Origin of the sequence: Mycobacterium sp. (assembly GCF_965277065.1) — a bacterium.
Classification (GTDB): domain Bacteria; phylum Actinomycetota; class Actinomycetes; order Mycobacteriales; family Mycobacteriaceae; genus Mycobacterium.
Window position 1 is genome coordinate 685930 of sequence record NZ_CBDIBT010000019.1, and the last position, 14011, is coordinate 699940.

Below are 14011 nucleotides of genomic sequence, written 5' to 3' on the forward strand. Positions count from 1 at the left end.
TGGATTTCAGACGGCGACCGGATCGAGCCGGCCGAGTCCACGCAGCCATGGGATCAGCAGGCGCAGTCCGTCATCGAAGGACATAGGGTCGTAACCCAGGCGCGTGGTGGTGAGGTTTTCTTTCGATCTGGGCTTGCGAACGTCCTTGGCCGCGGCCTCCGCGATCGCCATCAAGGTGGGCCCGAACTCGGCTTTCAACGCCTCGGGATCCGACCGGTAATCGAGATCCTCGACGCGATGGCCGATTCCGGCGATCTCACAGGCCCGATTGATTCCGCCGGCTGTGCTGATGGTGTCCTGCGGCTGGCCGACCAACAGATAGCGCTCCCCAGCCGCGCCGCGGTCCAGCGCGGCAATCGAACCCTTCGCGACATCCCTGCCGGCCACCCATGTCACCGGGAATGCAAGGTAGCGCTTGATTTTTCCGCGCATACCGGCCAACAACACCCGGTTGAAACTGGTGCGATGCAAGGCCCGTTGCGCCACCAGGCCGGGACCGAAGATCGCGCCAGGGTGGCAGGTCAACACATCCTCACCCGCGGCGGCACGCCGGTGGGCGTCGCGGAACGCAGCAAGCTTGGTGACGGTATACGGATCATTCGGCGGGTTTTCGAGCAAAGGTGCCTCTTCGAACGGCAGCTCGGTACTCAGATTGACGAACGTGGCCGTGCTCAAGGCGACGACCCGTCGCATGCCGTGACGCTTCGCCGCGTCGAGCACGTTAGTGGTGCCCACCATGTTGACGGCCTTGAAGTCCTCGAGATCCTGGCTGGCCCCGCCCAGCAGCGCCGCGCAATGGATGGCCGCCTCGGCCCCCTTGGCCGCGCGCAACACATCGTCGGCATCGCTGATGTCGCCCTTGATCAATTCGACGCCGATCCCGGCCAGCGCCGTGGCCTCGTCCGGGTCGCGGACCAGCGCGCGGACGTTGTCACCGCGCTCGACGAGCTGTTCACAAACGTTGCCACCGGTCTGGCCGGTGGCGCCTGTGACGAAGATGGTACTGGCCATGGCCTGAGCCTCTCTGCGACTACATATCGAACACGAATAGTAAACCTTGTAATCCGTGAAGTGCAAGGATAGCCTTTTATTTCATGGCAATCGATCCGGCGAACATTCTATTGACCGACCGCGTAGCAGTGGTCACCGGTGGTGGCGCCGGCATCGGACGCGGTATCGCCGCGGGGTTGAAGGTATTCGGGGCCAAGGTGTCGATCTGGGAACGCAACCCCGAATCGTGTGCATCGGCCGCCGAGGAGATCGGCGCATTGGGCATCACCACCGACGTCCGCGACAGCGCCGAGGTTGACACCGCACTCGCGCAGACCGCCGCCGAACTCGGACCGGTCACGATCCTGGTCAACAACGCCGGCGGAGTCTTCTGGTCAGGGATCCTCGAAACCAGCGAGAACGGCTGGGACGCGCTGTACAAGTCCAATTTGCGTCACGTCTACCTGTGCACCCAGCGGGTGGCCCGCTGCCTCGTCGAGCAGAAGCTGACCGGCAGCATCATCAGCGTCACGTCGATCGAAGGCGTCCGTGCCGCGCCGGGTTACGCGACTTACGCCGCGGCCAAAGCAGGGGTGATCAACTACACCAAGACCGCTGCCCTCGAACTCGCGCCGCACGGCATCCGGGTCAACGCCCTGGCCCCCGACATCACCTTGACCGAAGGCATCACGAGCATCGCGCCACCGGGTTCCGAAGAGCGGTTCGGCCTCACGGTTCCAATCGGGCGTGCGGGTCACGTCGACGAGATGGCCGGCGCAGCAGTGTTTCTCGCATCTGACATGTCCAGCTATATCACCGGGCAGACGATCCACGTTGACGGCGGCACCCAGGCCGCAAGCGGCTGGTACCACCATCCGGAGACCGGTGCCTACGCGCTCGGCCCCAGCTCGTGACCGCAGCCCGAGCGCCTTTAATCCCCGGTGTCCATCATGACGTGTGCGGACATTCCGCCGTCGATCGCGATCATCTGGCCGGTGATGTAGCGAGACTGCTCGGAGGCCAGGAAGACGACGAGATCGGCGACGTCTTGCGGCTGTCCGAGGTACGGCGTCAGCGTGGCGTAACCGAGGCGACCGATGATGTCCTCGGGCAGATGGGCGCGTACGGCGTCGGTCAGGATCAATCCGGGCACGATGGTGTTCGCCCGCACGCCGCGCTTGCCCTCACTGGTCGCGACATACATCGTCAAGGTGTGCACGCCGGACTTCGAGACGCCGTAGGCCAAGCGGGTCCGGTCGCCCGAGAGTGCCGCTCCCGACGACATGTTGACGATGGAACCGCCACCGCTGCTTCGCATTTCGGGTACCGCATGCTTGCACATCAGCAGCTGGCTCCCGAGGTTGACGTCCAAAGACCGCTGCCACACGTCCAAGTCCATCTCGCTGACGGTGGTATCCCGCGACAGGAAGCTGCTGGTGGTCAGCGCCGCGTTGTTGTGCAGCACATCGAGGCGGCCGAACTCCGCCACGGTGGATTGCACGACATGTTCGGCGGTCCGCTCCTGGGCGAGGTCACCGCCAAGGGCGATCGCCCGAGCCCCGGCACGCCGAATCTCGTCGACGACCTCTGCGGCCTTCGCCTCGTCGATGTCGACGACCGCGACCGCAGCGCCTTCGCGCGCCAATTCGCGCGCCGCTGCCGCGCCGATCCCGCCGGCACCTCCGGTGACGATCGCAACCTTTCCGGCAAGTCTGGACATCGAGTCCTCCTCGGGCCGGTCCTTTTCGGTGACGATAAAGAAAGTTAGCCTGATTCGATGCCTCGTATTGCGCCAATCCCAATGCAAGAGCTCAGCTCACGTTCCCGCGAAATCGTGGAGGCCGGCGTCGCGGCCAGGCTTTACGCGACCCCGGTCCCCCTGCAGATCTTCGCGTATCGCAGCGCGCAACTCGAGCAGGTCAACGTGGCCCGGTCCCACCTCGGTGCAGGCACCCTGCTCGGCGGCCGGATCTTGGAGCTGCTGCGCATCCGCAGCGCCCAGCTCGGCGAATGCGAACCCTGCAGCCAGTCGCGCAAACACGAATCGATCACCGACGAGGACGTCGCGTGCCTACTCGCGCCGGGCCACGGCGCGCTGACGCCGCAGGAGCAGATGGCCGTCGAGTTCATCGACCTGCTTTCCGCGGATCATCACGCGATGGACGACGAGTTCTATCAGCGGTTGGGGGAGCACTTCAGTGCCGCGCAGATCGTCGAGCTCGGGTTCACCTGCGCCGGGGTGATGGGGCTGCACCGCTTCCTGCACACCCTCGACGTCTACGGCGACTCGGCACCCGTCATCGACTACTCCCCCGACCAGGTCGATTCGGCGAGGTGAACTGTCCAGCTACTCCCACTCGATGGTGCCGGGCGGCTTGCTGGTCACGTCCAGCACCACCCGGTTGACCGCGGCCACCTCGTTGGTGATCCGGGTCGAAATCCGCTCCAGCACTTCGTAAGGCACCCGGGTCCAGTCGGCGGTCATGGCGTCCTCGCTGGACACCGGACGCAGCACGATCGGATGCCCATACGTCCGGCCGTCGCCCTGCACTCCCACCGAACGGACGTCGGCGAGCAGCACCACCGGGCACTGCCAGATCTGCTGATCCTGACCGGCCGAGGTCAACTCCTCGCGGGCGATCGAGTCGGCCCGCCGCAGCGTTTCCAGCCGCGCCGCGGTGACCTCTCCAACGATGCGGATGGCCAGACCCGGCCCCGGAAAGGGCTGGCGCGCAACAATGTCCTCGGGCAGACCCAACTCGCGACCGACCGCGCGCACCTCGTCTTTGAACAACAGCCGCAGCGGCTCGACGAGCTTGAACTTCAGGTCGTCGGGCAGGCCGCCGACGTTGTGGTGGCTCTTGATGTTCGCGGCGCCCGTTCCGCCACCGGACTCGACGACGTCGGGGTACAGCGTTCCCTGCACCAGGAATTCAGTGCCCTTTTCGGGGCTATGGCCCTCTACAGCATCTCGCACAGCACCCTCGAATGCCCGGATGAATTGCCGTCCGATGATCTTGCGCTTGCCTTCGGGGTTGGTGACCCCAGACAGCGCCTCGAGGAACGTTGCTTCGGCGTCGACGGTCACCAGGTTGGCGCCGGTGGCGGCGACGAAGTCGCGCTGGACCTGCGCGCGTTCACCGGCGCGCAGCAGTCCGTGGTCGACGAACACACACGTCAACCGGTCGCCGATGGCGCGTTGCACCAGTGCCGCGGCGACAGCCGAATCCACCCCGCCGGACAGCCCGCAGATCGCGTGGCCGTCGCCGACCTGACTGCGCACCTGCTCGACCAACGCCTCGGCGATGCCGGCCGGGGTCCAATCCGGAGCGATACCGGCGAACTCGTGCAGGAATCGGGTGAGCACCTGCTGTCCGTGCGGGCTGTGCAAGACCTCGGGGTGGTACTGCACGCCGGCCAACCGTCGCGCGCGGTTCTCGAACCCGGCCACCGGGGATCCCGCGCTGGTGGCTACCACCTCGAAACCCTCCGGCGCGGACGTGACCGCGTCGCCGTGGCTCATCCACACCGGTTGCGTGACTGGCAGGTCCGAATGTAGTTCGCCGCCAACGATATTCAGCTCTGTCCGGCCGTACTCGCTGGTGCCGGTGCGCGCGACCGTTGCGCCGAGCGCCTGGGCCATCGCCTGGAATCCGTAGCAGATGCCGAAGACCGGGACGCCCAGGTCGAACAACGCCGGGTCGAGTTGCGGCGCGCCATCGGCGTACACACTGGCCGGGCCGCCGGAAAGCACCACCGCCAGTGGATCGCGGGCCTTGATCTCGTCGACCGCGGCGGTATGCGGGATCACCTCCGAGAACACCCGCGCCTCGCGCACCCGGCGGGCGATCAACTGAGCGTATTGCGCGCCGTAATCGACCACCAGCACAGGACGGGGCGATGCTGACTCCACGGGCTCAGTCTAGAGGCGAGCAGCAGCACCTTCGCCGCCACCGACCGCGGAAAGTCAGGACCCGTCCGGGGTGGGGGTCGGTGCACGTGTGCGGCGGCTTGGGTGCGGTTCTCGACACCGAGCTTGGCGAGGACGGCACTGACGTGGTGGCCGGATGGGAGAGCACCCTGCACTCCCGGACGCAGGGCCGTCAGTTGTCGTTTGGCGCGCCGCACCGCGCCCGGCATCCAGCTTGCGGACGGTGTAGTCATACGTCTACACTCGCTGTCAACCACTGTAGTCCATCGACTACATATCAGGAGAGGATGAATCATGGCAGTGACCGTGACCCAGCTGGGCAGCCGCATCGGCGCCCGCGTCGACGGTGTCCGGCTATCCGGCGATCTCGACGCCGACGCCGTCGCAGACATCCGAGCGGCCTTGCTGCGCCACAAGGTGATCTTCTTTCGCGACCAAGACCACCTCGACGACGCCGGGCAGCACGCCTTCGCCGCGCGCCTCGGCACGCCCATCGCCCACCCGGCGGTGCAGCAGCTGAACATGCCGATCATCACGCCGATCGACTCCGAGTACGGCAAGGCCAATCGTTGGCATACCGACGTCACCTTCGTCGCGAACTATCCCGCGGCCTCGGTCCTGCGGGCCGTCACACTGCCCAGCTACGGCGGGTCGACGCTGTGGGCCTCCACCGCTGCGGCCTACCAGGCGCTGCCCGAATCGCTGAAACACCTCACTGAGAACCTCTGGGCACTGCACAGCAACCGGTTCGACTACGTCGCCGCACCCGACGCGCAGACCGACGATCAAAAGCCGCATCGTGCCCGGTTCGAAAAGATCGACTTTCGCACCGAACACCCCGTCGTGCGGGTCCATCCCGAGACCGGCGAACGCTCCCTGGTGGCCGGCGACTTCGTCCGCGGGTTCGTCGGGCTTGACAATTACGAGTCGCACACGCTTCTGGAGCTGTTGCAACGGCGAATCACCATGCCCGAGAACACTGTTCGATGGAATTGGGCGCCCGGCGATGTCGCGATCTGGGACAACCGCGCGACCCAGCACCGCGCCGTCGACGACTACGACGACCAGTACCGGCTGATGAATCGCGTCACCGTGCAAGGCGATGTCCCCGTCGACGTGCACGGCCGACGCAGCCGCGTGATCAGTGGCGCACCCCTGCAGGCGGTGGAGCCCGCCGCGAGCTGAGCCTCAGCATCGATCGCCGGTCTGACGGCGCGCCACAATGTCGGCGCCGAACGACACGGAAACATTCGGTCGGCCGGAACGGATGGCGAACCGGGTTCGGGCATGGTGAGGTAATACCGACCACGGCCGAAATAATCCGGGAGGGGGGTCCGTCATGCTCGGTTTACCCAACGAGGTGCATGCATGCCTGTTCGATCTCGACGGTGTGCTGACCGACACCGCGAGCGTCCACACCAAAGCCTGGAAGGTCATGTTCGACTCGTTCCTCGAGCAACATGCCAAACAGAGCGGTGAGAAGTTCGTCCCGTTCGACGCGGACAAGGATTACCTGAACTACGTCGACGGCAAGAAGCGCGAAGACGGTGTGCGTTCGTTTCTGGCCAGCCGCGGCATCGAGCTGCCCGACGGCGACCCCGACGACGGCCCCGACAAGGACACCGTTTACGGGTTGGGTACTCGCAAAAACGATGCCTTCCAACAGACCTTGCACTCCGACGGGGTCAAGGTGTTCGAGGGTTCGCGCCGCTACCTGGAGAAGGTGACCGCGGCGGGTCTGGCCACCGCGGTGGTGTCGTCGAGCGCGAATACCCGTGAGGTGCTGGAGATCACCGGGCTGGAGAAGTTCATTCAGCAGCGTGTCGACGGCGTGACGCTACGCGAGGAACACATCGCTGGAAAGCCGGCACCGGACTCCTACCTGCGCGCCGCCGAACTGCTGAACGTAGAACCCGCCGCGGCGGCGGTCTTCGAGGATGCCCTGTCTGGCGTCGAATCCGGCCGGGCGGGCAACTTCTATGTGGTCGGGGTTGACCGCGTGGGCCACGCCGACGAATTACGCAGCCACGGAGCCGATGTGGTGGTTACTGACCTCGGCGAACTACTTTAGGAGGCCGTGATGATCCCCGACGACACGCTGCCCGTCGAACCATGGCAAGTCCGCGAACCCAAGTTGAACCTCGACGTGCTGGCCCAGTCGGAGTCACTGTTCGCACTGTCCAACGGGCACATCGGAATTCGTGGCAACTTGGATGAAGGCGAGCCGCACGGTCTGCCCGGCACCTATCTCAACTCGTTCTACGAGGTGCGCCCGCTGCCCTACGCCGAAGCGGGCTACGGCTACCCGGAGGCCGGCCAGACCGTCGTCGACGTCACCAACGGCAAGATCCTGCGTCTGCTGGTCGACGACGAACCGTTCGACGTTCGCTACGGCAAGCTGATCAGCCACGAACGGATTCTCGACCTCCGGGCCGGCACGCTGACCCGCGACGCGCACTGGCAGTCCCCGGTCGGCAAGCAGGTCAGGGTGACCTCGACCCGGCTGGTGTCACTGTCACAGCGCAGCGTCGTCGCGATCGAGTACATCGTCGAGGCTGTCGACCAATTCGTCCGTGTCACAGTGCAATCAGAGTTGGTCGCCAACGAAGAACTGCCGGCGACGTCGGGCGATCCGCGCGTTTCCGCCATCTTGGACAACCCGCTGGAGGCCGTCCAGCACGAGGAACACGAATACGGTGCGTTAATGATGCACCGGACGCGCGCCAGTGCGTTGATGATGGCCGCATCGATGGACCACGAGATCGAGGTCGAGGGCCGCCACGAGGTCAGCACCGACGCAAGCGACGACCTCGCTCGCACCACCGTGATCTGCGGGCTGCGGCCAGGACAGAAACTACGCATCGTCAAATACATCGCCTACGGCTGGTCGAGTCAAAGGTCCCGGCCCGCGCTGCGCGACCAGGCCGCCGCCGCGTTGCACAGCGCGCGCTACAGCGGCTGGAAGGGTCTGGTGGACGCCCAGCGCAAAATACTGGACGACTACTGGGACGGCGCCGACGTCGAGGTCGAAGGCGACCCGATCTGTCAGCAGGCGGTCCGGTTCGGGCTTTTCCACCTGCTGCAGGCCAGCGCGCGGGCCGAGGGCCGCGGCATCGCCAGCAAGGGCTTGACCGGCACCGGCTACGACGGACACATCTTCTGGGACACCGACGGGTTCGTCCTTCCGGTGTTGACGTACACCCTGCCGCACGCCGCCGCTGACGCATTGCGTTGGCGCGCTTCGACATTGGATCTGGCGAAGGAGCGCGCCGCCCAGCTGGACCTCAAAGGCGCCGCGTACCCCTGGCGGACGATTCGCGGTCAGGAGTGTTCGGCCTACTGGCCGGCCGGAACTGCCGCGTGGCACATCAACGCCGACATCGCCATGGCCTTCGAGCGCTATCGGGTTGTCACCGGCGACGATTCGCTGGAGAAAGACGTCGGACTCGAGGTGCTGATCGAGACCGCGCGACTGTGGCATTCACTCGGACACCACGACCGCCACGGCGTGTGGCACTTGGACGGGGTCACCGGGCCCGACGAGTACACCGCGATCGTGCGGGACAACGTCTTCACCAACATGATGGCGGCCCACAACTTACGGGTTGCGGCTGACGCGTGCGCCCGGCACTCGGAGCGCGCTCACGACCTGGGTGTGAGCACCGACGAGACCGCCGCATGGCGGGACGCCGCTGACGCCGCGCACATTCCGTTCGACGAAGAACTCGGCGTGCACCCGCAGTCCGACGGGTTCACCACTTACGCCGAGTGGGATTTCGACACCAGAAACAAATACCCGCTGCTACTGCATGAGCCTTACGCGTTGCTGTATTCGGCCCAGGTGGTCAAGCAGACCGATTTGGTGCTTGCGATGTATTGGCAGAGCCACAAGTTCAGCGACGAACAGAAAGCGCGCAACGTCGATTACTACGAGCGCCGCACGGTGCGCGACTCGTCGTTGTCTGCCTGCACCCAGGCGGTGATGTGCGCGAACGTCGGGCATGTGGAACTGGCGCACGACTACACCTACGAGGCGGCGCTGGTCGATCTGCGCGATCTGCACCACAACACCAAAGACGGATTGCACATGGCGTCGCTGGCCGGCGCCTGGACCGCTCTGGTCGCCGGCTTCGGCGGCCTGCGGGACGACGAAGGGGTGCTCGCGCTCAACCCGTATCTGCCCGACGCCATCTCACGCTTGCGGTTCCGGTTGCGCTGGCGCGACTTTCGGCTGACCGTGGATGTCATCCACGACGAGGTCACCTACACATTGCGCGATGGACCCGAGGATCAACAGCTGACCATCTCGCACGCCGGCGAGGAACTCGAACTCAGCACAGCCGAACCGACGACGGTCGCGATCACCAAGCGCGAGCCGCTATTGCCCGCGCCGCAGCAGCCACCGGGACGCGCTCCCCTGCACCGGAACGCGTACCGGTCGGTCAACCAGCTGAGCTGACCGAGCCGGGGCTCTGCTCCTGAGCTACCGCGCTGATCGATTCGATAGGTAGCCAGCGCAGCGCGCCGGGCGCCCAATCCGGCACCACCGGGTGAGCCGGTGCGATCGGGTCGAGCCGACGGTATGCCTCACCCTGCCGGGGGCGGATGTCGTTCTCCCCCTTGTTCGGCCACAGCGACGCCGCCCGCTCAGCCTGTGCGGTGATGGACAGCGACGGGTTCACCCCGAGGTTCGCCGAAATCGCGGCGCCGTCCACGATGGACAGCGTCGGGTAGCCGTAGGCCCGGTGGTACGGGTCGATGACGCCGGCGTCGCGGCTGTCGCCGATCGCCGCGCCGCCGAGGAAGTGCGCGGTGAGCGGGATGTTGAACAGCTCGCCCCAGGTTCCGCCGGCGACGCCGTCGATCTTCTCCGCGATGCGACGGGTGGCCTCGTTGCCGGCCGGGATCCAACTCGGGTTCGGCACCCCGTGGCCCTGCTTGCTGACGTAGCGGCGGCGACCCAGCTTGCCGCGCTTGGTGTAGGTGGTGATCGAGTTGTCCAGGTTCTGCATCACCAGCGAGATCATCGTGCGCTCGCTCCAGCGCCGCGGGTTTAGCAGACGCAGCGTGCCACGCGGGTCGTCGCCCGCGTTGTTGAACAACTGCCGCCACCGCGGCACGTCGCTACCGCCCGGGCCGGGGCCGTCGGTCATCAGCGTCTGCAGCAGACCCATCGCGTTGGAGCCCTTGCCGTACCGGCACGGTTCGATGTGAGTGTCCGACGACGGGTGGATGGACGACGTGATCGCCACCCCGTGGGTCAGGTTCAGGTCGGGGCTGACCTTCAACCGGCCCGCGCCGACGATGGACTCGGAGTTGGTCCGGGTCAGCTCACCCAGCCGTTCGGAGAGCTCGGGCAGCTTGCCCTTGTCGCGCATCTTGAACAGCAGATGCTGCGTTCCCCAGGTTCCGGCGGCCAGCACCAGGTGCTTGGCGGTAAAGGTGCGCTTCTTGCGACGCAGCGCACGGCCGGTGCGAGCCGTGCGAACCTCCCAGATCCCGTCCTCGCGCTGTTCGAAGTTGGTGACGGTCGTCATCGGAATGACTTCTGCACCTTGGGATTCCGCGAGGCCGAGGTAGTTCTTCAACAACGTGTTCTTGGCCCCGAAGCGGCATCCCGTCATGCAGCTCCCGCATTCCAGGCAGCCGGTGCGCTCCGGGCCTGCGCCGCCGAAGTACGGGTCGGGCACCGTCTCGCCGGGCGTCTTGGTGCCGTCGGGTCCGAAGAACACCCCGACGGGGGTGGGGACGAAGGTGTCGCCGCAGCCCATGTCCTCGGCGACCTCTTTGAGTATTCGGTCGGCGTCGGTGAAGGTCGGGTTGGTGACCACGCCGAGCATTCGCTTGGCCTGCTCGTAGTGCGGCATCAACTCCGATTGCCAATCGGTGATGTGCGACCACTGCTTGTCGGCAAAGAACGGCTTCGACGGCACGTACAGCGTGTTCGCGTAGTTCAGCGATCCGCCGCCGACTCCCGCACCGGCCAGGATCATCACGTTGCGCAGCAGATGGATGCGCTGGATGCCGTACATGCCGAGCTTGGGAGCCCACAGGAATTTGCGCAGGTTCCAGGAGGTCTTGGCCATATCCTCGTCGGCGAAGCGCCGACCGGCCTCGAGTACGCCGACGCGGTAGCCCTTTTCGGTCAACCGCAGCGCAGTGACGCTGCCACCAAAACCCGAACCGATGATCAGGACGTCGTAGTCAGGTTCCACGTCCCCAGCCTAGCCCAGCGAGCAGACGCAGAATCGCACAAAAGCAGCTGCGCTGACGCGACTCTCTGTCTGCTCGCGGGTGGCTCAGCTGCCGACGGTGAGGCCGACCTTCTGGAATTCCTTGAGGTCGCAGTAGCCGGACTTGGCCATCGAGCGGCGCAGACCGCCGACCAGATTCAGCGAGCCGAACGGATCGTCGGACGGCCCGTTGAGTACCTGGTTCAGGGACAGCCGCTCGCCGGCCGCGATCTGCAGCAGGGCACCCCGCGGCAGTGACGGGTGGGCCGCCGCGGACGGCCAGAACCAGCCCTCGCCCTGCGCCTCGACGGCTTCGGCGAGCGGGGTGCCCAGCACCACCGCGTCGGCGCCACAGGCGATGGCCTTGGCGAGATCTCCGGAGGTGTGGATGTCGCCATCGGCGAGCACGTGCACGTAACGGCCGCCGGTCTCGTCGAGGTATTCGCGGCGGGCCGCGGCGGCGTCGGCGATCGCGGTGGCCATCGGCACGCTGATGCCGAGAACTTCGTCGCTGGTGGTCACTCCGCTGGTCGAGCCGTAACCGACGATGACTCCCGCCGCGCCGGTGCGCATCAGGTGCAGTGCGCTGCGGTGGTCGATCACCCCGCCCGCCACGACCGGGACGTCGAGCTCGGAGATGAAGGTCTTAAGGTTCAGCGGCTCGCCGTGACTGTCGACACGTTCGGCGGAGACGATGGTGCCCTGGATGACCAGCAGGTCGATGCCGGCCGACAGCAGCACCGGCGTCAGCGCCTGGGCGTTCTGCGGGCTCACCCGAACCGCGGTGGTGACCCCGGCGTCGCGGATGCGGGCCACCGCGGCACCCAACAGCTCCTGGTCCAGCGGCGCGGAGTGGAACTGCTGGAGCAGCCGGACGGCCGCCGACGGTTCGGGTTCTTTGGCGGCCGCTTCGATCACTTGGGCGACCTTGGCTTCGACGTCGGCGTGGCGGCCGATCAGACCTTCGCCGTTGAGCACAGCGAGGCCGCCGAGCCGGCCGAGTTCGATCGCGAACTCCGGCGACACCAGAGCGTCGGTCGGATGAGCCACGATGGGGATCTCGAAGCGGTAGGCGTCGAGCTGCCAGGCCGTTGTGACGTCCAGCGACGAGCGGGTGCGTCGCGACGGCACAATGTTGATTTCAGCGAGTTCGTAGGTGCGTCGGGCTGTTCGGCCCATGCCGATCTCGACCATGTCACGCATGAGCGGTCCTTCGATCAGTTCACCGAGCGTAGTAGTTGGGTGCTTCGGCGGTCATCGTGATGTCGTGCGGATGGCTTTCCTTCAAGCCCGCCGCGGTGATGCGGACAAACTGCGCCCGCTGCAGTGCCTCGATGGTCTCGGCACCGGTGTAGCCCATCGCGGCACGCAGGCCGCCGGTCAGCTGGTGGATCACCGACGACAGCGGGCCGCGGAACGGTACCCGGCCTTCGATACCCTCAGGCACCAGCTTGTCCTCCGAGAGCGCGTCGTCCTGGAAGTAGCGGTCCTTCGAATACGACTTCGCCTCACCCCGACCCTGCATGGCGCCCAGCGAGCCCATGCCGCGGTAGCTCTTGTACTGCTTGCCGTTGACGAAGATCAGGTCGCCGGGCGCTTCGCCGGTGCCGGCCAGCAGCGACCCCAGCATCGTGGTGGACGCGCCCGCCGCGAGTGCCTTGGCGATGTCGCCGGAGTACTGCAGGCCACCGTCGGCGATCACCGGCACTCCAGCCGGACGGCACACCGCGACCGCCTCGAGAATCGCGGTGATCTGCGGCGCGCCGACACCGGCGACCACCCGGGTGGTGCAGATCGACCCGGGACCGACGCCGACTTTGACCGCGTCCGCGCCGGCCTCGACCAGCGCGGCGGCCGCGGACCGGGTGGCGACGTTGCCGCCGACCACCTCGACCCGGTTGCCGACCTCATTCTTGAGTTGGCGGACCATGTCGAGCACCAGCCGGTTGTGCGCGTGCGCGGTGTCGACCACCAGGATGTCGGCGCCCGCATCGGCCAGCGTCATCGCGCGCACCCAGGCGTCGTCACCGACACCGACGGCGGCGGCGACCAGCAACCGGCCGTCCTTGTCCTTGGTTGCCAGCGGATGTTGCTCGGTCTTGACGAAGTCTTTGACGGTGATCAGCCCGGTCAGCCGGCCGTGTCCGTCGACGATCGGCAGCTTTTCGATCTTGTGCCGGCGCAGCAGGCCCAGGGCCGCGTTAGCGCTGACGCCCTCTTGGGCGGTGATCAGCGGGGCCTTGGTCATCACCTCGACGACGTGCTTGGACTGGTCGACCTCGAACCGCATGTCGCGGTTGGTGATGATGCCGACCAGCTGACCCGCATCGTCGATGACCGGCAGCCCGGAGATGCGGAACCGGGCGCACATCGCGTCCACCTCGGCCAGCGTGTGGTCCGGTTTGCAGGTGACCGGATCGGTGACCATGCCGGCTTCCGAGCGCTTGACGGTTTCGACTTGTCCGGCCTGCTCGGAGATCGGCAGGTTGCGGTGCAGTACCCCGAGACCGCCGGCGCGGGCCATCGCGATCGCCATCCGGGACTCGGTCACGGTGTCCATCGCCGAGCTGACCAGCGGCACCTTGAGCCGGATGTTCTTGGTGAGCTGGCTCGACGTGTCGGCGGTGGCCGGCACCACGTCGGAGGCGGCAGGCAGGAGCAGAACGTCGTCGAACGTCAGTCCCAGCATCGCGATCTTCTGCGGATCGTCGCCGCCGGTTGGTACCGGATCTTCTGGGAAACCACCCACCCGGGGGTACGAGGCGACGATCAGGTCGCCACTGTTTTCGAGACGGGACAAGCCAGATGACATTGCCGGGGCCCTCCCATACGCGCGCGGAGTGAGAAACCCATCCTA

At 66.3% G+C, this 14011-nt stretch carries 11 protein-coding genes; 5 read left to right on the forward strand and 6 right to left on the reverse strand.

Annotated features, from left to right (window positions below):
• Nucleotides 1–6: 6 nt before the first annotated feature.
• A complete protein-coding gene (locus tag ACQY5A_RS20470; RefSeq protein ID WP_428342140.1) occupies nt 7–1011 on the reverse strand; it encodes an NAD-dependent epimerase/dehydratase family protein in 1005 nt (334 codons plus the stop codon).
• A gap of 83 nt (nt 1012–1094) precedes the next feature.
• Here ACQY5A_RS20470 and ACQY5A_RS20475 point away from each other — a divergent pair, with 83 nt between their 5' ends.
• Nucleotides 1095–1904: an SDR family NAD(P)-dependent oxidoreductase gene (locus tag ACQY5A_RS20475; RefSeq protein WP_428342141.1), complete on the forward strand. Its 810-nt coding sequence runs from the start codon at nt 1095–1097 to the stop codon at nt 1902–1904.
• Between the two features lie 17 nt (nt 1905–1921).
• Here ACQY5A_RS20475 and ACQY5A_RS20480 read toward each other — a convergent pair whose 3' ends face one another.
• Nucleotides 1922–2710 carry an SDR family NAD(P)-dependent oxidoreductase gene (locus tag ACQY5A_RS20480; RefSeq protein ID WP_428342142.1) on the reverse strand — a complete coding sequence of 263 codons (789 nt, stop codon included), beginning with the start codon at nt 2708–2710 and terminating at the stop codon, nt 1922–1924.
• A 57-nt stretch (nt 2711–2767) separates the two neighbouring features.
• Here ACQY5A_RS20480 and ACQY5A_RS20485 point away from each other — a divergent pair, with 57 nt between their 5' ends.
• Complete coding sequence (locus tag ACQY5A_RS20485; protein ID WP_428342143.1) at nt 2768–3328, forward strand: carboxymuconolactone decarboxylase family protein; 561 nt, start codon at nt 2768–2770, stop codon at nt 3326–3328.
• A gap of 9 nt (nt 3329–3337) precedes the next feature.
• On the opposite strand, the gene guaA is transcribed toward ACQY5A_RS20485, so the two are convergent.
• On the reverse strand, nt 3338–4903 hold the full coding sequence (gene guaA / locus ACQY5A_RS20490; protein WP_428342144.1) for a glutamine-hydrolyzing GMP synthase: 1566 nt from the start codon (nt 4901–4903) through the stop codon (nt 3338–3340).
• A gap of 312 nt (nt 4904–5215) precedes the next feature.
• Between guaA and ACQY5A_RS20495 the strand changes: the two genes are divergently transcribed.
• The 3 genes from ACQY5A_RS20495 to ACQY5A_RS20505 all read left to right on the forward strand — a co-directional run bounded on the left by ACQY5A_RS20495 (nt 5216) and on the right by ACQY5A_RS20505 (nt 9380).
• Nucleotides 5216–6106 carry a TauD/TfdA dioxygenase family protein gene (locus ACQY5A_RS20495; RefSeq protein ID WP_428342145.1) on the forward strand — a complete coding sequence of 297 codons (891 nt, stop codon included), beginning with the start codon at nt 5216–5218 and terminating at the stop codon, nt 6104–6106.
• 154 nt (nt 6107–6260) lie between these two features.
• The gene (locus tag ACQY5A_RS20500; RefSeq protein ID WP_428342146.1) at nt 6261–6992 is read left to right on the forward strand and encodes a beta-phosphoglucomutase family hydrolase; all 732 of its coding nucleotides are present in this window, start codon (nt 6261–6263) and stop codon (nt 6990–6992) included.
• A gap of 9 nt (nt 6993–7001) precedes the next feature.
• The gene (locus ACQY5A_RS20505; protein WP_428342147.1) at nt 7002–9380 is read left to right on the forward strand and encodes a glycoside hydrolase family 65 protein; all 2379 of its coding nucleotides are present in this window, start codon (nt 7002–7004) and stop codon (nt 9378–9380) included.
• On the opposite strand, the gene ACQY5A_RS20510 is transcribed toward ACQY5A_RS20505, so the two are convergent.
• The 3 genes from ACQY5A_RS20510 to guaB all read right to left on the reverse strand — a co-directional run bounded on the left by ACQY5A_RS20510 (nt 9364) and on the right by guaB (nt 13966).
• On the reverse strand, nt 9364–11136 hold the full coding sequence (locus ACQY5A_RS20510; protein WP_428342148.1) for an FAD-dependent oxidoreductase: 1773 nt from the start codon (nt 11134–11136) through the stop codon (nt 9364–9366). The genes ACQY5A_RS20505 and ACQY5A_RS20510 overlap by 17 nt on opposite strands.
• Nucleotides 11137–11220: 84 nt before the next feature.
• Nucleotides 11221–12348 (reverse strand): GuaB3 family IMP dehydrogenase-related protein, encoded by a 1128-nt coding sequence (locus tag ACQY5A_RS20515; protein ID WP_428343262.1) that lies wholly within the window; start codon nt 12346–12348, stop codon nt 11221–11223.
• Between the two features lie 28 nt (nt 12349–12376).
• Nucleotides 12377–13966 (reverse strand): IMP dehydrogenase, encoded by a 1590-nt coding sequence (guaB, locus tag ACQY5A_RS20520; protein WP_428342149.1) that lies wholly within the window; start codon nt 13964–13966, stop codon nt 12377–12379.
• Nucleotides 13967–14011 lie beyond the last annotated feature (45 nt).